Source organism: Sphingomonas ginkgonis, from assembly GCF_003970925.1.
GTDB classification, from domain to species: Bacteria; Pseudomonadota; Alphaproteobacteria; order Sphingomonadales; family Sphingomonadaceae; genus Sphingomicrobium; species Sphingomicrobium ginkgonis.
This window is the reverse complement of record NZ_RWJF01000002.1, coordinates 24,684-44,119: the sequence shown is the minus strand read 5'-3', so window position 1 is coordinate 44,119 and position 19,436 is coordinate 24,684. Positions and strand designations below refer to the sequence as shown.

The 19,436-nt window shown below is 63.4% G+C and carries 27 protein-coding genes; 17 read left to right on the top strand and 10 right to left on the bottom strand.

Translation table 11 applies throughout. The annotated features are described in order from the left end of the window. Positions 1-10: 10 nt before the first annotated feature. On the bottom strand, positions 11-970 hold the full coding sequence (locus HMF7854_RS15400; RefSeq protein ID WP_126720308.1) for an IS481 family transposase: 960 nt from the start codon (positions 968-970) through the stop codon (positions 11-13). 192 nt (positions 971-1,162) lie between these two features. Here HMF7854_RS15400 and HMF7854_RS15390 point away from each other — a divergent pair, with 192 nt between their 5' ends. The 9 genes from HMF7854_RS15390 (at position 1,163) to HMF7854_RS15350 (ending at position 8,091) form a co-directional block, all read left to right on the top strand. Further along, complete coding sequence (locus HMF7854_RS15390) at positions 1,163-1,435, top strand: hypothetical protein (RefSeq protein WP_093330861.1); 273 nt, start codon at positions 1,163-1,165, stop codon at positions 1,433-1,435. Next, a complete protein-coding gene (locus HMF7854_RS15385) occupies positions 1,432-1,872 on the top strand; it encodes a periplasmic heavy metal sensor (RefSeq protein WP_126720307.1) in 441 nt (146 codons plus the stop codon). Before HMF7854_RS15390 ends, HMF7854_RS15385 begins: the two co-directional genes overlap by 4 nt. Further along, on the top strand, positions 1,869-2,462 hold the full coding sequence (locus HMF7854_RS15380; protein ID WP_126720306.1) for an RNA polymerase sigma factor: 594 nt from the start codon (positions 1,869-1,871) through the stop codon (positions 2,460-2,462). Before HMF7854_RS15385 ends, HMF7854_RS15380 begins: the two co-directional genes overlap by 4 nt. Positions 2,463-2,507: 45 nt before the next feature. Then, positions 2,508-4,463, top strand: a complete 1,956-nt coding sequence (locus HMF7854_RS15375; protein WP_126720305.1) for a copper resistance system multicopper oxidase — start codon at positions 2,508-2,510, stop codon at positions 4,461-4,463. Between the two features lie 458 nt (positions 4,464-4,921). Then, positions 4,922-5,800, top strand: coding sequence for a copper resistance protein B (locus HMF7854_RS15370; RefSeq protein ID WP_126720304.1), 879 nt, complete (start codon positions 4,922-4,924; stop codon positions 5,798-5,800). Next, on the top strand, positions 5,791-6,546 hold the full coding sequence (locus HMF7854_RS15365) for a PepSY domain-containing protein (RefSeq protein WP_126720344.1): 756 nt from the start codon (positions 5,791-5,793) through the stop codon (positions 6,544-6,546). The genes HMF7854_RS15370 and HMF7854_RS15365 overlap by 10 nt, the downstream gene beginning before the upstream one ends. Continuing rightward, a complete protein-coding gene (locus HMF7854_RS15360; RefSeq protein ID WP_221766479.1) occupies positions 6,546-7,136 on the top strand; it encodes a DUF305 domain-containing protein in 591 nt (196 codons plus the stop codon). The genes HMF7854_RS15365 and HMF7854_RS15360 overlap by 1 nt, the downstream gene beginning before the upstream one ends. 81 nt (positions 7,137-7,217) lie before the next feature. Continuing rightward, positions 7,218-7,592, top strand: coding sequence for a DUF305 domain-containing protein (locus HMF7854_RS15355; protein ID WP_126720303.1), 375 nt, complete (start codon positions 7,218-7,220; stop codon positions 7,590-7,592). A 58-nt stretch (positions 7,593-7,650) separates the two neighbouring features. Continuing rightward, positions 7,651-8,091, top strand: a complete 441-nt coding sequence (locus tag HMF7854_RS15350; RefSeq protein WP_239017065.1) for a DUF411 domain-containing protein — start codon at positions 7,651-7,653, stop codon at positions 8,089-8,091. 34 nt (positions 8,092-8,125) lie between these two features. Here the strand turns inward: HMF7854_RS15350 and HMF7854_RS15345 are convergent, their stop codons facing one another. After that, on the bottom strand, positions 8,126-8,329 hold the full coding sequence (locus tag HMF7854_RS15345) for a hypothetical protein (RefSeq protein WP_126720302.1): 204 nt from the start codon (positions 8,327-8,329) through the stop codon (positions 8,126-8,128). 21 nt (positions 8,330-8,350) lie between these two features. Between HMF7854_RS15345 and HMF7854_RS15340 the strand changes: the two genes are divergently transcribed. After that, positions 8,351-8,602 carry a hypothetical protein gene (locus HMF7854_RS15340; RefSeq protein ID WP_126720301.1) on the top strand — a complete coding sequence of 84 codons (252 nt, stop codon included), beginning with the start codon at positions 8,351-8,353 and terminating at the stop codon, positions 8,600-8,602. A 146-nt stretch (positions 8,603-8,748) separates the two neighbouring features. Here the strand turns inward: HMF7854_RS15340 and HMF7854_RS15335 are convergent, their stop codons facing one another. Continuing rightward, positions 8,749-9,516 carry a MauE/DoxX family redox-associated membrane protein gene (locus HMF7854_RS15335; protein WP_126720300.1) on the bottom strand — a complete coding sequence of 256 codons (768 nt, stop codon included), beginning with the start codon at positions 9,514-9,516 and terminating at the stop codon, positions 8,749-8,751. Positions 9,517-9,579: 63 nt separating this feature from the next. Here HMF7854_RS15335 and HMF7854_RS15330 point away from each other — a divergent pair, with 63 nt between their 5' ends. After that, the gene (locus HMF7854_RS15330; RefSeq protein WP_126720299.1) at positions 9,580-9,987 is read left to right on the top strand and encodes a MerR family transcriptional regulator; all 408 of its coding nucleotides are present in this window, start codon (positions 9,580-9,582) and stop codon (positions 9,985-9,987) included. A gap of 3 nt (positions 9,988-9,990) precedes the next feature. On the opposite strand, the gene arsH is transcribed toward HMF7854_RS15330, so the two are convergent. The 6 genes from arsH to HMF7854_RS15300 form a co-directional block, all read right to left on the bottom strand. Then, positions 9,991-10,734: an arsenical resistance protein ArsH gene (arsH, locus tag HMF7854_RS15325; RefSeq protein WP_126720298.1), complete on the bottom strand. Its 744-nt coding sequence runs from the start codon at positions 10,732-10,734 to the stop codon at positions 9,991-9,993. Then, positions 10,734-11,171: an arsenic resistance N-acetyltransferase ArsN2 gene (gene arsN2, locus HMF7854_RS15320; protein WP_239017064.1), complete on the bottom strand. Its 438-nt coding sequence runs from the start codon at positions 11,169-11,171 to the stop codon at positions 10,734-10,736. Before arsN2 ends, arsH begins: the two co-directional genes overlap by 1 nt. Beyond that, complete coding sequence (locus HMF7854_RS15315; protein WP_126720297.1) at positions 11,168-12,454, bottom strand: arsenic transporter; 1,287 nt, start codon at positions 12,452-12,454, stop codon at positions 11,168-11,170. The genes arsN2 and HMF7854_RS15315 overlap by 4 nt, the downstream gene beginning before the upstream one ends. Further along, positions 12,454-12,882, bottom strand: a complete 429-nt coding sequence (gene arsC, locus HMF7854_RS15310; protein ID WP_126720296.1) for an arsenate reductase (glutaredoxin) — start codon at positions 12,880-12,882, stop codon at positions 12,454-12,456. Before arsC ends, HMF7854_RS15315 begins: the two co-directional genes overlap by 1 nt. 11 nt (positions 12,883-12,893) lie before the next feature. Further along, positions 12,894-13,226, bottom strand: coding sequence for an ArsR/SmtB family transcription factor (locus HMF7854_RS15305; RefSeq protein ID WP_126720295.1), 333 nt, complete (start codon positions 13,224-13,226; stop codon positions 12,894-12,896). Positions 13,227-13,289: 63 nt separating this feature from the next. Continuing rightward, on the bottom strand, positions 13,290-13,886 hold the full coding sequence (locus tag HMF7854_RS15300) for a recombinase family protein (protein ID WP_126720294.1): 597 nt from the start codon (positions 13,884-13,886) through the stop codon (positions 13,290-13,292). A 317-nt stretch (positions 13,887-14,203) separates the two neighbouring features. Here HMF7854_RS15300 and HMF7854_RS15295 point away from each other — a divergent pair, with 317 nt between their 5' ends. From HMF7854_RS15295 to HMF7854_RS15285, 3 genes are all read left to right on the top strand, one after another. Beyond that, positions 14,204-15,064 carry a replication initiator protein A gene (locus tag HMF7854_RS15295; RefSeq protein ID WP_126720293.1) on the top strand — a complete coding sequence of 287 codons (861 nt, stop codon included), beginning with the start codon at positions 14,204-14,206 and terminating at the stop codon, positions 15,062-15,064. 470 nt (positions 15,065-15,534) lie between these two features. Next, positions 15,535-16,338 carry an RNA replicase gene (locus HMF7854_RS15290; protein WP_239017063.1) on the top strand — a complete coding sequence of 268 codons (804 nt, stop codon included), beginning with the start codon at positions 15,535-15,537 and terminating at the stop codon, positions 16,336-16,338. Between the two features lie 532 nt (positions 16,339-16,870). After that, positions 16,871-17,191 carry a single-stranded DNA-binding protein gene (locus HMF7854_RS15285; RefSeq protein WP_126720340.1) on the top strand — a complete coding sequence of 107 codons (321 nt, stop codon included), beginning with the start codon at positions 16,871-16,873 and terminating at the stop codon, positions 17,189-17,191. On the opposite strand, the gene HMF7854_RS16300 is transcribed toward HMF7854_RS15285, so the two are convergent. Next, positions 17,188-17,334 (bottom strand): YlcI/YnfO family protein, encoded by a 147-nt coding sequence (locus HMF7854_RS16300; protein WP_420822382.1) that lies wholly within the window; start codon positions 17,332-17,334, stop codon positions 17,188-17,190. The two genes, HMF7854_RS15285 and HMF7854_RS16300, sit on opposite strands and share 4 nt — an antisense overlap. Positions 17,335-17,489: 155 nt before the next feature. Here HMF7854_RS16300 and HMF7854_RS15280 point away from each other — a divergent pair, with 155 nt between their 5' ends. From HMF7854_RS15280 to HMF7854_RS15270, 3 genes are read left to right on the top strand one after another with little or no spacing between them, the layout of a single operon-like run. Next, positions 17,490-17,681, top strand: a complete 192-nt coding sequence (locus tag HMF7854_RS15280; RefSeq protein WP_126720291.1) for a hypothetical protein — start codon at positions 17,490-17,492, stop codon at positions 17,679-17,681. 3 nt (positions 17,682-17,684) lie between these two features. After that, on the top strand, positions 17,685-18,425 hold the full coding sequence (locus HMF7854_RS15275; RefSeq protein ID WP_126720290.1) for a ParA family protein: 741 nt from the start codon (positions 17,685-17,687) through the stop codon (positions 18,423-18,425). Next, positions 18,422-19,432: a ParB/RepB/Spo0J family partition protein gene (locus HMF7854_RS15270; RefSeq protein WP_126720289.1), complete on the top strand. Its 1,011-nt coding sequence runs from the start codon at positions 18,422-18,424 to the stop codon at positions 19,430-19,432. Before HMF7854_RS15275 ends, HMF7854_RS15270 begins: the two co-directional genes overlap by 4 nt. Positions 19,433-19,436: the final 4 nt, after the last annotated feature.

Below are 19,436 nucleotides of genomic sequence, written 5' to 3'. Positions count from 1 at the left end.
GCGGCAGGGACTAGGTGTTTAGTCCCGGCATCTGGTGGATCGGATTGAGGATGAACCGGTCTGGATCCGAAGTCCAGATTTTGGCGATGTATTCGTAGGGTGTGAGGCCGCTGAGCGTTTTGAGCCGGCGGGCGAAGTTATAGGCAGCCATGAAGTCGGCGAGGTGCGTCCGTAGCTGGTCATGGCTCTCGTAGTGGAAGCGCTTGACGGTCGCCTCTTTGATGGTGCGGTTCATCCGCTCGACCTGACCATTGGTCCAAGGGTGGTTCGGCTTGGTGAGCCGGTGCTCGATATCGTTCGCCTCACAGATCATGTCGAAGCGCATCTGCCGCGACCAGGCGGTGTTACGGTTGCGCGGCTGCTCGGCAAACTGGATGCCATTATCGGTCAGGATTGCGTGGATGCGATAGGGCACGGCTTTCAGCAGGTGTTCGAGGAACTCCCACGCCGTTCGCCGATCAGCCTTGTCGACCAACTGGGTGACGGCGAACTTGCTGGTGCGGTCGATGCCGACGAACAGGTAGAGCTTGCCTTCGGCGGTCTGCACCTCGGCGATATCGATGTGAAAGAAGCCGATCGGGTAGCGCTTGAAGCGCTGTCGTTTCGGCTTGTCGCCCTCAATGTCCGGCAGGCGGGATATCCCGTGTCGCTGGAGACATCGATGCAGCGCGGAACGCGTCAGATGCGGGATCGACGGCTGCAAGGCATAAAGGCAGTCATCCAGCGGCAGTAACGTATGCCGCCGGAACGCCACAACCGCCGCCTCCTCGGCTTCAGTCAGGGTCGTGGAATGAGGGGCCTTCGGCCCGGTCTTCAGATCCTCAACCGTCGCCCGCTTACGCCACTTCGCCACCGTCTTGGGGTTGATCCCAAGCTCTCGGCTCAGCGCCGAGAGCGAAGCTTGCGATCGCTGTATTGCTGCTCTGACGGCGTGCGTGGTCGTGGCGCTCCCGTGACGTACCTGTCCCATACCGCTTCCTTCCATTCCAACGAAAGGATCGCACCATCAAACCGTGGGATCAAACAACTAGGGCGCGACGCATGAGGTTACTCCGTGATGTTCTGTCCATTCTACGCGGCACAGTCGCGCACCCCTCACGCGACCGATGAGGGATGATGGGCAGCGCTGCGTAACCAGTGTTAGAGGGGCGGAGTGGAAAACATGGATGATCTGGACAGAGCGTTGGCGAGATTGGCGGGAGCACCTGTTCCGGCCGCGCTGGACGACGTCGAAGCACGTGTTCTCGCCCGCATCGGCACCCGGCCGGTCGTGCGACAGGCCGGGCTCGGCATCGGTGTGGTGACGGTCGCGGCATTGGCGATCGGCATGATCGGCGCCGAGTTGCCGGCGACCGCGAGCCCCGCGGTGTCGCTCGCACCGCTCGGTGGGGCTTCGCCGCTCGCACCCTCGACTTTGCTGATAGGCGAGCCGTGACCTCGACCAAGCGCGTCGTTCTGTGTGTCGTCCTCGCCTTTGTTGCGGCGATCGGAGGCGTGTTCGTCGGACGTGCGCTGTTGCCCCATCCCAAGCAGCCGGGCACCGCGCTGCACGAGGTATTGCACCACAAGCTCGCGCTCGATGCCGATCAGCAGGCAAAGCTGAAGGTTCTGGAGGACCGGTTCGCAGTGCAACGGCGCGCTCTCGAGCTGGAGTTGCGCGCGACCAATGCCCGGCTCGCCGAGGCGATCGAGGCCGAGCACGGCAACGGTCCGCGGGTCACGGCCGCGGTCGATCAGAGCCATGCCGCGATGGGCGAGCTGCAGAAGGCCACGTTGGCGCATATCTTCGCCATGCGGCAGCTTCTGCGGACCGATCAGACCTCCCAGTTCGACGACGCGGTGGTGAAGGCGCTCACCGACGGCCAGGGGTGAGCCTCGATTGGACCACGCTGTCCGATGGCGAGCTGGCGACGCTCAGCATCGCGGGTCGGCAGGCCGCTTTCGCCGAAATCGTGCGACGCTACCAACAGCCGGTGTTCCGGCTCGCGCGGGCATGCGTCGGCGAACCCGACGAAGCGCTCGATCTGGTGCAGGAGACGTTCGTGGCCGCACACCAGGCCCTCCCGCGCTACGACGGGCAGCGCGCCATGAGAGCGTGGCTTTCGACGATCGCGATCAACAAATGTCGTGACTGGGCGCGAAAGCGCACGGTGCGCCGGTTCTTCTCCTTCGCGGCCCCCATCGATCATCGGGCTGAAGCTGTGGTGGACGATCAGGTGGCGATCGACGACGGCGCAGCCGACCGCCAGGAGCTGGACCGGGTAACAAAAGCCATTTCCGCTCTGCCCATGAATCTAAAAGAGGCTCTGGTGCTGCGCACCATCGAGGGTTTGAGCCAAGCCGAAACCGCCGACGTGCTGGGGATCAGCCAGAAGGCTGTCGAAACCCGCCTCTACCGTGCCCGCTCGCGCCTCCTCGAAAAGTTGAACACCGAACAAGGGATCGGCGTGCGGGACGCGTAGAAGGAGTGAAACGGGCCGGTAGCGGCCCACCTTGGAGGAGCTTTCATGTCGCGCGTTCTCGACCGCCGCCAAGTGCTGCGCGGTGCCACCCTAGCCGGAAGCGGCCTTGCTCTGTCGGCCTATATGCCGGCGTGGGCGCAGCCGGTGTCCGCGGGCATCGCCAAGCCGTTGCCGACAGTTTCGGGCGACGACATTACGCTAAAGATCGCTCACCAGATGATGATGATCGACGGGCGGCAGAGCCACGCGATCGGCATCAACGGCACCGTGCCCGCTCCGCTCATCCGCTTGCGCGAGGGGCAGAACGTGCGCCTCCACGTCGTTAACGATCTGGATGAGGAAACCTCTATTCATTGGCACGGGCTGCTGGTGCCCTTTCAGATGGACGGCGTGCCCGGCATTGCCTTTCCAGGCATCCCGGCAAGATCGACCTTCACCTACGAGTTCCCGATCATCCAGAGCGGCACCTACTGGTATCACAGCCACTCGGGGCTCCAGGAGCAGGAGGGGCACTACGGGCCGATCCTGATCGACCCCAAGGACCCCGACCCGGTGCAGTTCGATCGCGAGCACGTCATCGTGCTGTCCGATCACAGCTTCCAGCACCCGCACTACCTGTTCGACCGCCTCAAGAAGGAGTCGGGCTACTTCAACCGCCAGCGCCAGACCTTAAGCGGGCTGCTGGCGGGCAAGGATCAGCCGCTCAAAGAGCGGCTGATGTGGGGCAAGATGCGGATGGACCCCGCCGACGTCGCCGACGTGACCGCCTCGACCTACACCTATCTGGTCAACGGCCATGGTCCCAAGGACAATTGGACAGCGCTGTTCCGGCCGGGCGAGCGGGTCCGGCTTCGCTTCATCAACGCGTCGTCCATGACCACCTTCAACGTCCGCATCCCCGGCCTGCCGATGACGATCGTCGCGGCCGATGGATTGAACGTGCGCCCCGTTCAGATCGACGAGTTCCAGTTCGGCCCGGCCGAAACCTATGATGCGATCGTCACGCCGCCTGACATGCGCGCCTACACGCTGGTGGGCGAGAGCGTCGATCGCTCCGGCATGGCGCGCGCGACGCTCGCACCCCGCGAGGGCATGGCTGCCGAAGTCCCGCTGCTCCGCAAGCGGCCGCTCGCGACCATGAAGGACATGGGCATGGGCGGTCATGACATGAGTACCATGGATCACGGCTCCATGCAGGGCATGGAGAGCGGTGCGACTGGCGCGCAGGCCGGATCGATGGCGGGCATGGACCACAGCACGATGGACCATGGTGCGGGTGCCGGTTCGATGCAGGGCATGGACCATAGCCAGATGAACCATGGCGAGGCCGGCGCTGCTGCTGGCGCCATGGCCGGGATGACCGCGCCGCAGGCTCAGAGTGGCGCGATGGTCGGGATGGATCACGGATCGGGTGCGATGTCGATGGCGGGCATGGACATGGGCAGCATGAACATGCGCGATTTTTCGAAGGCCCCGGGTGTAAAGAAGGGTCCGGGTGTCCAGACCATTTCGGCCATGCCAGTCGATCGCACCGGCGAGCCAGGTCAGGGACTGGAGAACGTCGGGCACCGCGTGCTGACCTATCGCGATCTTGTTGCCCTAGACCGCAATCCCGACACGCGGGCACCCGAGCGCGAGATCAAGCTCCACCTGACCGGTAACATGGAACGGTACATGTGGGGCTTCGATGGCGAGAAGCTTTCGGAGAACCCAGATCCGATCACCCTGCTGCACGGCGAACGGGTGCGTGTCACCCTCATCAATGACACCATGATGGGCCATCCCATTCACATCCACGGTCACTTCTTCGACCTGGTGACGGGGAAAGGCGCTTACGCGCCCCGAAAACATACCGTGCTCGTCCAGCCAGGTGGCACGGTGAGCTGGGACGTGACAGGCGAGGAAGGCGATTGGGCGTTCCACTGCCACATGCTCTACCACATGCACGCAGGGATGATGCGCGTCGTCCAGGTCCGCAAGGCCGGGGAGGCGGCAGCGTGAACCGGTCGCTCCTTCTCGCCGGCCTCGCCTCGGCAGTCGTCGCCAGCCCAGTGGTCGGGCAAAGCATGGATCATTCCATGCACAACATGCCGGGAATGACCATGCCGGCTAAGCCCGCAGCCAAAGCGCCCCCCAAGCCCGCGCGCAAAGCAGCCGCGAAACCCGCGGCCAAGCGGAAGGCCCCTGTTCGACGTGCGGCCCCCCGTCATGCGCCGACCGCGCCGGCCCGGGCGGCCGATCCGCACGCCGGTCATGACATGAGCGGGATGCAGAGGATGAACATGGGGGGCCGCGGCCAAGCGGAAGGCCCCTGTTCGACGTGCGGCCCCCCGTCATGCGCCGACCGCGCCGGCCCGGGCGGCCGATCCGCACGCCGGTCATGACATGAGCGGGATGCAGAGGATGAACATGGGGGGCAGCAGCCCGCGCCCGCGCAAGATCCGCACGCCGGGCACGACATGTCCGCCATGCCCGGCATGAGTTCCCCGGCAGCAGCCGGGCAGGACCCGCACGCCGGGCATGACATGAGCGCGATGCCCGGTATGGCGATGCAGGGTAGCCAGGCAGGCGCCAAGGTCGGGACCGACCTTCCTCCCGGCAACAAGCCCGCTCCCGCGCCGTCCGACGATCATCTCGCCGATCGCTTCTGGGGTGCGAATGCCATGGCCAGCTCGCGCGAGAACGATCTGCGGCGCGAGCATGGCGGGATGACCTACTATCAGGTGCTCTTCAATCTCGCGGAGTATCAGGCCCGCAAGGGAAGCGATGGCTACCGCTGGGATGGCGAGGCTTGGATCGGAGGCGACATCAACCGGCTCTGGCTGAAGTCGGAGGGTGAAGGCAGCTTCGGTAAGTCACTAGAAAGCGCCGAGGTGCAGGCGCTCTACAGCCACGCCCTCGATCCCTACTGGAACCTTCAGGCCGGCGTCCGCTACGATTTCAAGCCGAACCCGTCGCGCACCTATGCGACGATCGGGATCGAAGGCTTGGCCCCCTACCAGTTCGAAGTGGAGGGTGCGCTGTTCCTCTCCGACAAGGGGGACGTGCTCGCCCGCGCCGAGGGCTATTACGACCAGCGCATCACCAACTACTTCGTTCTCCAGCCCAGGTTGGAGGTCAACTTTGCCGCCCAGGACGTGCGCGAAACCGGGATCGGCTCCGGCCTTACGGACCTGGAAGCCGGTTTGCGGCTTCGCTACGAGGGCCGCCGTGAGTTCGCGCCGTATATCGGCGTATCGTGGGAGCGGCAGTTCGGCGACACCGCCCGCTTCTCGCGGGCACGGGGCGACGACACCGGCGGCTTCAGTTTCGTCGCCGGCGTGAGGACCTGGTTCTGAGTCCCCGCCTTCGCCTCCATCTCGGAGCGAGCAAGATCCACCGCTGGCTTGCTCTCCTGATCGGCGCGCAGGCGATCGTCTGGTTCACCAGCGGGCTTGTGATGAGCCTGCTCTCGATCGACACGGTGCACGGCGATCACCGGATCGAACGGAACGCCGAGCCGGCGCTGTCGAGCACCCAAGGCTTCGCACCGTTACCTGCCTTGCTCGCGTCGGCAGGAGCGCCGGTCCGCCAGCTTCAGCACCGCATGCTGCTCGGGCGGCCGATCGTTGAGGCACAGCTTGTGGATGGTCGCATCCATCTGCTGGACGCTCGCACGGCTGCGCCGATCCCACCATTGGATGCCAGGGTGGCCGGGACGATCGCTCAGAAAGCGTATCGAGGGAGTGGTGTACCCGCGCCTACCATCGAACGGGTCGAACGAGCCAGCACCGAGTATCGCGGGGCGTTGCCGGCCTGGCGGGCCACGTTCGCCGACGATGACGCCACCCGCATCTATGTAGCAGCCGACACGGGACGTCTCACGTCGGTCAGGACAGGAACGTGGCGGCTGTACGACTTCTTCTGGGGCCTTCACATCATGGATTGGACCGAGCACGAGCGGTTCAACACGCCGTGGCTCAACGCCTTTGCCGCAGGCGGTCTCGTCTTCGCGGTGTCGGGCGCGATCCTTCTTTTCATGCGCTGGCCGAGACGGCCGCGCCGCAAAGCCGGGGGGCGTAATTCCAGACAGGGAGTCGCATGATGGACGAGCACAAAGGCAAAATGAACATGGGAATGGGCTACGGTCGCTTCGCGGCGATGGTGGCGACCTCGACCGTCGTCATGTTCGGGCTGATGTACGTGAACGTCTATGCCCTCGGGCATATCGAGTTCAGCCAGACGCGGTTCTGGATGGCCTTCGTGATGGGCGCGACGATGGCAATCATCATGCTCCTTTTCATGTGGTCGATGTACAAGAACAAGCGGACGAATGCCGCGATCATCGGCGGTAGCATCGTGGTGTTCGCACTCGCGCTGTGGCTCGTCCGCAGCCAGGAGACGGTGGACGACGTAAGCTGGATGAAAGCCATGATCCCGCACCACTCGATCGCGATCCTGACGAGCGAGCGCGCGCACATCAAAGACCCCGAGGTGCGCAAGCTGGCGGACGGAATCATCGATGCTCAGGTTCGTGAGATCACGCAGATGAAGCGGGCCATTGCCAGGCTTGAGGCAAATCCTACGCCTGCGAATGCGCCCGACCTGCCTTCCTATCGTGACAAGCAGGTCCCCCCTCTCCCGCCTGAAACTGATGAGAGCGTCGGAGTTAATACCCTTCAGCCGATCCGCTGAATTCGATCACGGGCGTGAGGGATACGGTCCGCGCGCCCGTACCTCTCCTGTGGGCGGGGGCGTTTACCTAGGAGAGACACGATGACGAAGATGACTGTTCTGGCCCTCGCGGCCGCGCTCGGCGCCGCTCCGGCCATCGCCCAGATGCAGGGCATGGATCATTCGGGCATGAACCACGGTCAGATGATGAAGCCGACGCCGGCGAACCCCTATCCGCCCTCTGAAATGCAGATGCATCAGAAGATGATGTCGGCCATGGGCGCCGATGCGACGGAGACCTGGGTCCGCAAAATGGTCGAGCATCATCGCGGTGGCATTGCCATGTCGCAGATAGTGTTGCGCGAAACCAAGGACGCAAAGGTCCGCCAGATGGCGACCAAGACGATCGCCGAGCAGAACAAGGAAGTCGGCGAGCTGAACACCTGGCTGCGGGCGCACGGCAAGGCTGCACAGTGATCGGCCCCCGCCCCACCGCAGGGTTTGCCTGTAGTGGGGCGAGCATCTAGGAATAGACATGACCCGCATCCGCCTTCTCGCCGCTGTTGCAGCGTTCGTAATGCCTGTCGCAGCCGTGGCTGCCGGGCCGGTGCTGATGCACCGCGATCCGGGCTGCCCATGTTGCGAGAAGTGGGCGCAGCAGGTGAAGGCTCAGTTCGGTCGCGCGGTCCGCGTCGTCGATGACGCGAACCGGCCCGCGTTTATGAAGGCCCGGGGCGTACCCGCGGACTTGGCCTCATGCCACACGGCCATCATCGATGGCATGACTTTCGAGGGTCATGTGCCGATCGCCGACATGAAGCGGGCTCTGGCGACGCACCCGAAGGGTGTGACGGGGCTCGCGGTTGCCGGCATGCCGATGGGCTCGCCGGGCATGGAGATGCCGGCCATGAAGGCCCAGCCCTACGACGTCGTTGCGTTCGGACCTGGTGGACGCAAGGTGTTCGCCCACCACTGAAAAGAAGGGAGGCGCAGACGCCTCCCTCCCCGGCTTACTTCTTGGGCATTCCGGACGTGTCGTGACCGGCATGGTCGCCGCCCTTCTTCATGTCCTTGCAGCAATCGCCCTTGCCGTCCTTGCAGCAATCCGAGCCTTCCTTGCAGCACGCCATGTCGGCGCAGCAGGAGCCGGCAGCGAACGCCGCGGTCGGGAGGGCGAGCGCCAACGCGGCGCCAATCAGCTTGAACTTGGTCATCAGTATCTCCGTAAATCGTGTGTGAGCCTGTTGAAGGATCACACGGCTCGCGGAGGCGGAGTGGCGGGCGGTATCGGCCACCCGATCATGATAGAGGCCCGCGACGGCCACGGCGCGATCGGGAATGAGGATAACGGCTCGACCCTCGCCAGGGCTTCCCCCGGGACGGCGATGCAGGGCGTCGCGCAGGCCGGCTGCGGCGCCTTCTTATCCGGTGCCGAAGAGCCTTTTTCCTCGCACCCAGCCATTGCCGAGGCGATCGGAGCTGCTTGAGCACTAGTTTCGCAGATCGGCCCCAACCGGACGAGCAGCATCATCGCAAGCACGGCCAGGACGGCCGTGCGAACGAAGCTGACACGAGGGCGAGATCCGGATTTCATGCCAGCTACCGGCAGCCTTTTGGACCTGAAGTCAACGGCTCAGTGCGGCATCGAGAGCGCAGCCGGGGCGATCACCATCCATAGCGCCATGGCGACCATCATCACGTTCTCAGTCAGCGACAGGAAGCCCAGAGGCACATTGCTGTCCCCGCCCACGCAGGCGCACTTGAGTTCGCGTTTGTCGACATAGACCGCCTTGATGACGGATACCGCACCGATCGTCCCGATAACGAGCGCGATCGGCACCGACAGCCAGGTGAGCACGCCAGCGGCCATCAGCACGCCCGCGGCACCTTCCGCGTATGGATAGACGTAGGAATACGGCACCCAGCGCTTTGCGAGCAGATCATAGTTGAGGAACATGCTTGAGAAGTTCTCGACGTTCTGGAGCTTCAGCATGGCGAGCACGCACATCGAGAAGGCGATGAACCACTCCCCGGCGCGGACCGTGAACGGCGTTCCGAAAGCGGCGTAGCTGGCCGCGAGCGCCATCAGCGCGGTCATGGCAAATACCACAACCACGGGTCGGTATGTGACAGCCTTGGGATCGCGCACCGCCTTGCCGAAGAAGCGACGCAGATCGTCATAGCCTCCTACCCGCTCGCCCCCAATGAAGGTCTGCGGCGTGGTCTTTACCCCGTGCTCCACCTTGAACGCGTCGGTCTCCTCACGCGTGCGCAGCCAATGGTCCTCGACCTCGTAACCACTCCGGCGCAGCAGATCCTTGGCCTTCAAGCCATAGGGGCAGGTGTGCGCCGGCATCACCATGCGATAGATCGTCGCTTTCTTGGGCGCCGCGGTCGCCATCTCACTTCTCCATCCTGTTCGCGGAGCCTATATAGGGTCCGTACTATAGTACGGAGTCAAGGCATGGCGACGCTGACGATTGCGGGTCTCGCGCGTGAAGGGGACGTCGGCGTCGAGACCGTGCGCTACTACCAGCGTCGGGGTTTGCTCGATACGCCGGACCGACCCGACGGCCCCGGTGCGAGCGGCGGTATTCGGCGCTACGGTGTCGATGATGTGCGCCGCCTGCGCTTTATCCGTTCGGCGCAAGCTGCAGGGTTCACGCTGGAGCAGATCGGCGAGTTGTTGGCCCTCGACGCAACCGACGATCGCGCCCGCGCACGCGAGCTTGCCATTGAGCAGATTGAGGCGCTGGACGCCAGGATCCAGGAGCTTGAGCGGGTGCGCGCCTCCCTTCGCCATCTCGCGAGAGAGTGCGGAAGCGGGTCAGCCGGGCCGTGTCCGATCCTTCAAGCGTTCGATCACGCTTGAGCGTCAGGCGCGCGCGATGGCGATGCTCGACAGGTCGGTAGCCACGTCGACCGGCACGCCGGCTTGCTTGCGCTCCGAATAACGATCGACGAGCTGGACCGCATGGGGGCGCAGCAGGACGGTGAAGCGTACCAGCTCCTCCATCACGTCGACAATCCGATCGTAATAGCTCGACGGCTTCATGCGGCCTGCCTCGTCGAACTCCTTGTAAGCCATGGCGACGGACGACTGGTTCGGGATCGTGAACATCCGCATCCAGCGGCCGAGCAGGCGCAGGGTGTTGACCGCGTTGAACGACTGCGATCCGCCCGACACCTGCATCACCGCGAGCGCGCGCCCTTGGGTCGGGCGCATTCCCTTCATTTCGAGCGGCAGATGATCGATCTGTGACTTCATGATGCCGGTGATCTGGCCGTGTCGCTCAGGGCTGCACCAGACCTGTCCCTCCGACCACATCGACAGCTCGCGCAGCTCGTGGACCGCAGGATGATCGTCGTCCTTCACCTGATCGGGAAGCGGCAGCGTCGATGGATCGAAGATGCGCGTTTCGGCTCCGAACAGGTGCAGGAGGCGCGCGGCTTCCTCGACAGCGAGCCGCGAGAACGACCGCTCGCGCAGGCTCCCGTAGAGCAACAGGATGCGTGGCGCCGGATCGAGGGCACCCAAGCCTAGCGCGGGTCGATGGCGAACGAAGGCGGGATCGAGCGCGGGAAAGCTGTCAAAATCGGTCAACGAACGAAGCGGCATCAGAGAGCTTTCACGAGATAGGCGGCCGAGGCGGGGCAGAGCGCGGTGAACTCGTGTGAGGCGGCAATGGTCGCCGGAGCGGACTCGCGGCTTGCATCGGCGAACCCGAGGCTCCGGAAGAACGATGCGGCCGTCGTCGTCAGTAGGTGGAGGTGCCCCACTCCGAATTCGCGAGCTTGCTGCTCGAGGGCGGCAATTATGGCACCGCCGATGCCGCGCCCTATGCGATTGGTGACGACGACGACCGAGCGAAGCAGGCGATCGGCTCCCTCTCCTTCCAGACCACCATATCCGATCAGACCTTCGGCATCGTCGAAGCGGAAGAAGGTGCGGCCGGGTTCGCTCAGGTCCGCGATCGGCAGTTTGGCTGCCGTCAAAGGGCCTGCCATCTCGGCCAGATCGCCGGATCGAAGCATGGTGACGACCATGCTCGTCATGCGAGGCTGATCCTGATCGCGAGCGCCGCGAGCGTGATGACCAGCACCGGCACCGTAAGCGTGACACCGACCCGGAAGTAATAGCCCCACCCGATCCGCACGCCCTTCTGGCCGAGAACATGGAGCCACAGAAGCGTCGCGAGCGAACCGATCGGCGTCAGCTTGGGGCCGAGATCGCAGCCGATCACGTTCGCGTAGATCATCGCTTCCTTGACCGCGCCCGTAGCGTGGGCCGCGTCGATCGAGAGGGCGCCCACCAGCACGGTCGGCATGTTGTTCATCACCGAAGACAGGACGGCCGCGATCACGCCGGTTCCGAGCGCAGCGCCCCACACACCGCCCTGGGCTGTGCGATCGAGCAGCGCGGCGAGATGATCGGTCAGGCCTGCGTTTCGCAAGCCATAGACGACCAGGTACATACCCAGCGAGAAGATCACGACCTGCCACGGTGCGCCGCGCAGCACTTTGCCAGTCTGGATCACGTGACCCCGGCCCGCGATCACCAGCAGCAGGATCGCGCCGGCAGCGGCGACGGCGCTGACGGGCACACCAAGAGGTTCGAGCAGAAAGAAGCCGGCGAGCAGTAGCGCCAGGACGATCCATCCGGCGCGAAAGGTGGCGGCGTCGCGGATCGCCTCACGCGGGGTCCGAAGCGCCCCCACATCGTAGGTCGCTGGGATGTCGCGACGGAAGAACAGCAGGAGCGCGCCGAGAGTCGCCGCGATCGAGACCAGATCAACCGGCACCATCACGCCCGCATATTCACCGAAGCCGATGTTGAAGAAGTCGGCCGACACGATGTTGACGAGATTCGAAACGACGAGCGGCAGGCTCGCGGTGTCGGCGATAAAGCCGGCCGCCATGACGAACGCCAGCGTCGCCTTGTCCTTGAAGCCCAGCGCCCGCAGCATGGCGATGACGATCGGTGTCAGGATCAGCGCCGCGCCGTCATTGGCGAACAACGCGGATACTGCCGCGCCTAGCAGCACGATGAGGACGAACAGCCTTCGGCCATGCCCCCTCCCCCAACGTGCAACATGCAGTGCTGCCCATTCGAAGAACCCGGCTTCATCGAGCAGCAGGCTGATGACGATGATCGCGACGAAAGCAGCGGTCGCGTTCCAGACAATGCCCCAGACCACCGGCACGTCCGAGAGGGTGACGACGCCAGCGAGCAAAGCGAGAACGGCACCGCCCATCGCGCTCCATCCGATGCCGAGCCCTTTCGGTTGCCAGATGACGAGCGCGATCGTGGCGACGAAGATCAAAGCGGCAAGAAGCATCAGGCGACGCGCTGACCCGAGACGTCCACGACTTGCTCGCCATCCTCCTTGGCGAAGGCGGCTAGCTGGCCTGTCGGCAGCAGATCGAGAACCGCTTCTGACGGGCGGCAGAGCTTCACCCCCAGCGGCGAGACGACGAGCGGGCGATTGATGAGGATCGGGTGCCCCATCATCGCGTCCACCAGCGCATCGTCGGAGAGCGCAGTGTCATCCAGCCCCAACTCCGCATAGGGCGTTCCCTTCTCGCGCAGCAGATCGCGCGGGGTGATGCCCGCACGGTCGATCAACTCGACCAGCAGCGCGCGCGATGGCGGGGTCTTAAGATATTCGACCACGTGCGGCTCAATCCCCGCATTGCGGATCAGGCCAAGGACATTGCGGGACGTGCCGCACGCGGGGTTGTGGTAGATGACGATATCGGTAGCCACAGGGCGTCCTTTCAGCAGCAGGGAGTGAGTTCCGCGAGGAGCGGCGCACACAGCTCGGGCGATCCGGCGCAGCAATCCTTGACGAGGAACAGCGTCAGTGCGCGCAAGCCGTTCAGGTCGGCGCGGTAGACGATCGAGCGGCTGTGCCGCTCGGACCGGACCAGGCCGGCACGTGCAAGAATACCGAGGTGCGCCGACATAGTGTTTTGCGGCACGTCCAGCTGTCGGGCGACCTCGCCTGCGGCCATGCCATCGGGTTCGTGTCGCACCAGCAGGCGGAACACGTCCAGACGCGTACCCTGAGCCAAGGCACTCAACGCAACGATTGCTGATTCGCTTTCCATATATCCAGCATAGCGGATATATGGCGGAGTGCTACTCGTTATCTCTCACTGAGATCTTCGCGGTTACGAGCCGCTGACTACGACATCCGTTTCCGCGTTGATGGCCTCCTGCTCCGGAGCAGGCAGATGGCGATAGAGCGTCGCTACCGACACGCCGATCGTCGGCGCGATCTCCCGCGCGGTCATTCCGGAGGCGAGAAGCTTGCGAGCGGCCTGCAGCCGCTTGGGCGTCATAACTGTCTTCCGGCCCCCTACTCTTCCATCGCGCTTGGCGATCAGGAGTGCGGCAGTGGTCCGCTCCCGGATCAGGTCGCGCTCCATCTCGGCCATCGCAGCCATGATGTGGAATACGAGCTTGCCGGCAGTGCCGGCTGTATCGATCCCGTCCGTTACTGAGCGGAGGCCGACCTTGCGCTCGGCCAACTCGGCCGCGAGATCGACCAGCCCTTTCATCGTTCGGCCCAAGCGATCGAGCTTCCAAACCACCAAGATATCGCCACTGCGTGCATGCGATAGCGCGTCGGCCAAGCCGGATCGGTTTGCTTTCGCGCCGCTCGCCTTGTCGGAAAACACCTTTTCGCAACCGGCCTCCCGGAGCGCCTCAAGTTGAGGCGTCAGGTCCTGCTCCGGCGTCGACACGCGCGCATAGCCAATCAGCATGGTTCGTTCTCAAAACTCATGTACGATGCCTATCATGCAGCCAAGCAATCGCGAAAGTGTTTTGAGACACGCGCCTGTCCTGTTACACATTCTCATATGAGGGCGCGTCAAAAACGATCGTTTGCGAGACAGGGGCGCGCCGCTTCCGCCGTTTGCCGCGAAGGTCCGCGAAAGCACGAAAACCGGTGTTTAAAGGGTAGCCTCCCCCTCTGTTACGAGGAGGCACAGCCCCTTCCTCGTGCTTTCACGGACCACGGCTTGCCCGCTTTCGTGCTTTCGCGGACCGGCCGCGCGCGGCTCTTTGTGGAAGTTGCGGCATGACTGGCCGGACCACAGGTCAAGGCGACCTGTTCGTCCTCGACAGTCCGTTGCTGACGGAGATCCGCGGCGAGCAATCGCTGATGGCATACCCATTTTTCGCGCTGACCAAGACGGCGTGGAAGCGGTCGCTCATCTACAAGACCGAATCCGTGTCGATCGAGATCGGCCCCGGTCCCCGTGGTGTGGCAACCATCTACGACAAGGAAGTGCTGCTTTATATCGCCAGCCTTCTGGTAGCGAAGCTCGACGCCGGAGAGACCGTCGCACAGGACTTTTACTTTACGGCCCACGACCTATTCCGCGTCACGGGCGTCAACGGCTCCGCGCGGTCCTATTCGCGGCTGTCGGATGCCCTGGAAAGACTGCAGGGCACGCAGATCAAGACCAACATCGAGGCGGGTGGCGAAGGACAGGCAGGTTTCTTTTCCTGGCTGTCGGAAGCTCAGCTTCATTACCAGAAGAACGCACGCGGCGAGAAGCGCCTGAAGGGCGTCAAGGTTCGCCTGTGCGACTGGCTGTACCGCGCGATCCTGCGCGATCGTCGCGTGCTGGAATATTCTCCCTCCTACTTCCAGCTAGGGCCGGTCGAACGTCGGCTTTACGAAGTCGCGCGATCCACGTGCCAAGACGGCGCGGTTCAGGTGGGGCTAGACGATCTGCGTCTCCAACTAGGCTACCAGAACTCGTTGAAGCACTTCCGCCACGCGATGAAGAGCATCGCGGAGGAGAACTGCATTCCGGACTACCATATCGCCATGGGCGAAGGTCCTTCTGTAGATACAGTCAAAGGAACCCGGCGAACCACTGCCGCTAGTACGGTGACGATCACACCCAAGGCATCGCTGCCAGTTTCCTAAGTGGGCTTACCGAATCGGTTTAGCGGTCGCAGCGTCGCTGGTCCGTCAAAGCACGAAGACTGGTCCGCGATAGCACGAGAGCTGGTCCGCAAAAGCACGAACGCCATTCGCTCGGGTCCGCAAAAGCACGAGCTTTTTCTGGCTTCGGTCCGCCAAAGCACGAATTGTAGTTGTTCGCCGGCGTCGTGATTTCTGCAAAAATCACCATCGTCGATCGCGAACGGCGGGCGGCGGAAAACAGGAAGCGGCCGTGACCACATAAACGAATGCCCGGCACGAAGGCCGGGCACCCTGGAACGTGATGAGCGATGCTTGGCGGCATCGATCGGGACGTAAGACACCCCTCTCATACCCGTTCCCGAGCCTCGGTTCAAGGGAGCGCGCTTCGCGCCACGCTCTAGTTTTGCCTGGTCCCGGCCCTACGGAGGGGACGGAAGATGGGAGCTGTTACACTCGCGCGGGCGAGCTTCATGGCGCTCGACCGCATCGAGCGGGCGCGGCCGAGGTCGCGATCGGGCGCACCAAATCCCACGCGCGCGCACGTCCATCCGAACAGTCGTAGAGCTGGCACTTTCGAGGACGACTTCTTCTACAGCTACGCAAAGGGTGAGACCGACCGGCTCTACAAGAAGGCCGTCGAGCTGCTGAAACGCAAGAACGCCATCCGCCGCCTCGCCCGCTCCGAAGCGCGTCAGCTCACCGAGGACGAACGGCTCGTCACGCTGATTACGCCCGCGGCGGTTCGAGTGTTTGAGCAGCTCACCACACTAGCCCGGACCTGCGCCGGCAAGGTGTTCCCGACCTGGGAGTGGATTGAGGCTGCGACCGGCTTGTCCCGCGCCAGCGTAGGGCGCGGGCTGTCGATTCTTGCCAGAATGGGTTTGCTCGACAAGCAGCGCCGGTGTGTGCCGATTGACCCTCCCGCTGATCGGCCGAAGGCCCGCAACGCACAGACGTCCAATGTCTATCGAATGAGCTTTCCTAACCGCCTCGCTCGTTTCCTTCCGCGCTTTCTCCGGCCCGCCCCGCTGCCTGACGACGTGATGCAGCGCGAGGCCGACCGCATCGAGGAGATCGAGGCGATGCGTCTATGGCGCACGCCCCGACAGGTCGTTGCCGAGGAAATCCAGGACGACGGTCTGCGTCGCGTGCTGGACAGCCTTGCCGCAGCGATCGAGCAACAAGAGTCTCAAAAAAATGGTCAACCGCTCCTAGATTCATATATTCTAGGGACAGATGGAGTTGGCCTAGACGGCCAACGCTTTGACGCCTGACGGCGAGCCCGTTCCGAAACAAACCGACGCATTCCACTCAAACACCAACATCAAGACGAACCGTCGGACGCGCCGCTTCGCGTCGCGGTGCTCCCGGGAGGAGCATGCGTTTTCTGTTGCGCTCAAATAACCGCGTTCGTGCCTGGTGCAGCCGTTTTTCGTCCTTCAATGCGGCCATAGCGCCAGTCCCCAGCGGCGGGTTGCGCGATCAAGCCGGCAGCTTTCCTTATCAAGCGTCTTTTCATCCCTTTTCCCTGCGACCGTGGCGAGCTGGCCGATCATCATGCGTCGCCGCGATCCATGTCCGGGCCGGCGCGAACCCCGCGCGAGTTTCAAGGCCGATCCCTTCCGAACGGCTAATCCTGAACTGATGGGAAAATGGGCGCTGGCCGCCTTCTACGATCAAGCAAATAACCGGCTGCGCCTACGGTTTCCGCTACGCAGACCCTCCGTTTTTTGGCTTGATCGCGGCGTCTGCACTCCCCTTCAATTCCCATCAGGAATGAGCCTGATCGATCGGAAGGACAGGACCATGCAGAACATCGCGGAGTTTCGGATCATCGGCCGGGTCGGGAAGATCACGGAGCACGACAAAGTGACCAAGCTGAACGTCGCCGCCAACTACAACCGCCAGGAGAATGGCGAGTGGGTGACGGACACGCATTGGAATGAGGTGACGCTGTTCGGCAAGCTGACCGAACGCGCCGCCAAGGCGCAGAAGGGCGACCTGGTGCATATCACGGGCCGCGTCCGTCAGAACTCTTACGATACGGCCGAGGGCCGTCGCTATACAGTGGAGCTGATCGCCGACGGCTTCGCGGTTCTCGCCAAGGGTTCGGAGGACCGCGACTAGGCGCGACCGGGGCCGCCTACCGGCGGCCCCTCTCGTCTGCGAAGCTCAAGCTCAACCGCCTCGCGTATGAAGTCGGCCTGGTTCTCACCATCCCGCAGCACCGCCTTCACCCGAACCAGTGTTCCGTCCGGAAAACGCGCCATCGTCTGGTCCGCGTTAATCCGCGGGCGACCGACCGATCCGGATTTGTTAGAGACCATCCTGTGCCACGCGCATTGTTGATACCACCTATTGACGCGATTTCGGATACCACTTATTACAGGATGAGCCTTTCATCAAGGCGACGGAGGCGAAGGCCATGTTGGGTAATCTGCTGACGATCGGACTGTTCGTCCTGATCGCTTGGGCCGTCCTCCGCGGCGGCGGGGGAGCGAACCCCGGCATCTGGAGTGGTGACACTCCCGACGAGGAGGCGCGTCGCAACACCCGCACGGATTCCAACTATCGCGGTTATGAGCACTGGAACAACAACTGCGATCGAGGCTGGTAAGGCGTGAAGACCATCGCCATCAATGTGGAGAAAGGCGGCGCCGGCAAGACCATGATCGCCTGTCATCTGGCGTGGGTACTCGCCGATGGCGGCCATCGTGTGCTGTTCCTTGATCTCGATCGCCAGTGCAATGCCACCGATGCGCTTGCTGAGTTTGAGAGCCTCGGCACGTGCAAGCCCCTATTCGAGCCGAACTATGTTCCCCCCGCTACGTTTCCCCGGCTCGCGATCTACTCCAATCGCATGGGTGGAGAGTATGATGCGAACTATCCGCGTGCACTCTCGGCCCTGAATGCCAATTTTCCGACGCTCGACTCGTATTTCGACTTCTGCGTCATCGATACGCCGCCCTCGTGGTCGTGGATCAACTTTGCGGCCTTGTTGGTGTGCAACCACCTGATCGTCCCAGTCGAGCTTGGACCGTTCGGGCCGGCAGCGACCAAACAGGTTTCAGACTCGATCCAGACCGTGAATCAGCGCCGGAAAACGCCGATCCACGTCGTAGGGCTCGTTCCCAATCGCGTTCGCGCCAACGACACTCACCAGATGAAGATGCTGGCAGCGATCAAGGAAAAAATCGGGAAGAACCTGTTCACGAACTATCTCCCGGAGCGCGCACACTACAGTCAGGCTATTCAAGAGCATGTGCCGGTGTGGCGGTTCGACAAGGACGTGCGAACCTCGCTGCCGCCCATGCGAGCGTTCCTTGAGGAAGCGATGACCCGGATTGGGAGCCATAAATGACCGACTTTTCCGGCTTCGACGTTTTCAGCGAGAAGGCTGCCGTAGCTGACGCTGATCGCGTCCAGCTTCTCGATCCCGAGCTGGTGTATCCCGATCCCGAGAACGTCCGCGGCGAGATTGATCCCGCCAAGATCGACGAAATGGCGGAGACGATCAAGGAGCGCGGTCAGCTTCAACCGATCACCGTTGCTCCGAAAGACGCCGAGGGCCGCTACCGGATCATGTTCGGTGAGCGCCGCTGGCGGGCGTGTCAGAAGCTCGGCGTGCAAGTCCGTGCGATCATCAGCAAGACGGATGACGTCGAGCAGGTCCGGATCGACCAGTTCATAGAGAACGATCAACGCGAGGATCTATCGACGGCCGACATGATCCGGTTTGTCACCGGACAGGTCGCCAACGGGCGCTCGCTTGCCGAGCTGGCACGGGCGACGGGCCGCAACCGTACCTTGCTGACCCGCTATCAAGGTCTCGCGAAGGCGCCCGACTATATCGCTGCGCTGTTTGCGGATATTTCGATGCGAAGTGCGGTCGCCCTCGCCCAGGCCGCGAAGACTGACGACGCGGCAACCCGGACCTTTGTCGCCAACACCGTGGCGGAGGACATGACGGTATTGGCGTGCGAGCGGTTCGCGCGCGAGGTAGGAGCAAAGAAGCCGGCAACGAAGCCTGCCCCTTCCGCGCAAGCCGAGACTTCCCAAACTCCCGCTGAGAGTGAGTCCGAGCCGTCGGTCGAGAGCCCCGCCCCGCTGCCTCCTACCGACACGATCCGCGACGAGGAAGCCGATCGCGCCCTCGACGAAGCGCCGGTGCCCGAAGGTGCGGCGGTGGTGAGTAGCGTCGTGACCGCGACCCCTGCCCCATCCCCTCGCACCCCGTCCAAGCAGAAGACGGGCAAGCAGCGGGTGGAGCGCCCGACGATCGAAATCGAGGGTAAGCGCGCGATGGTTGTCGAGGCACTGTTGCACTTCGATGGTGAAGCGGAACCGCGCATCGTGAGTTGGCGCTGATCGC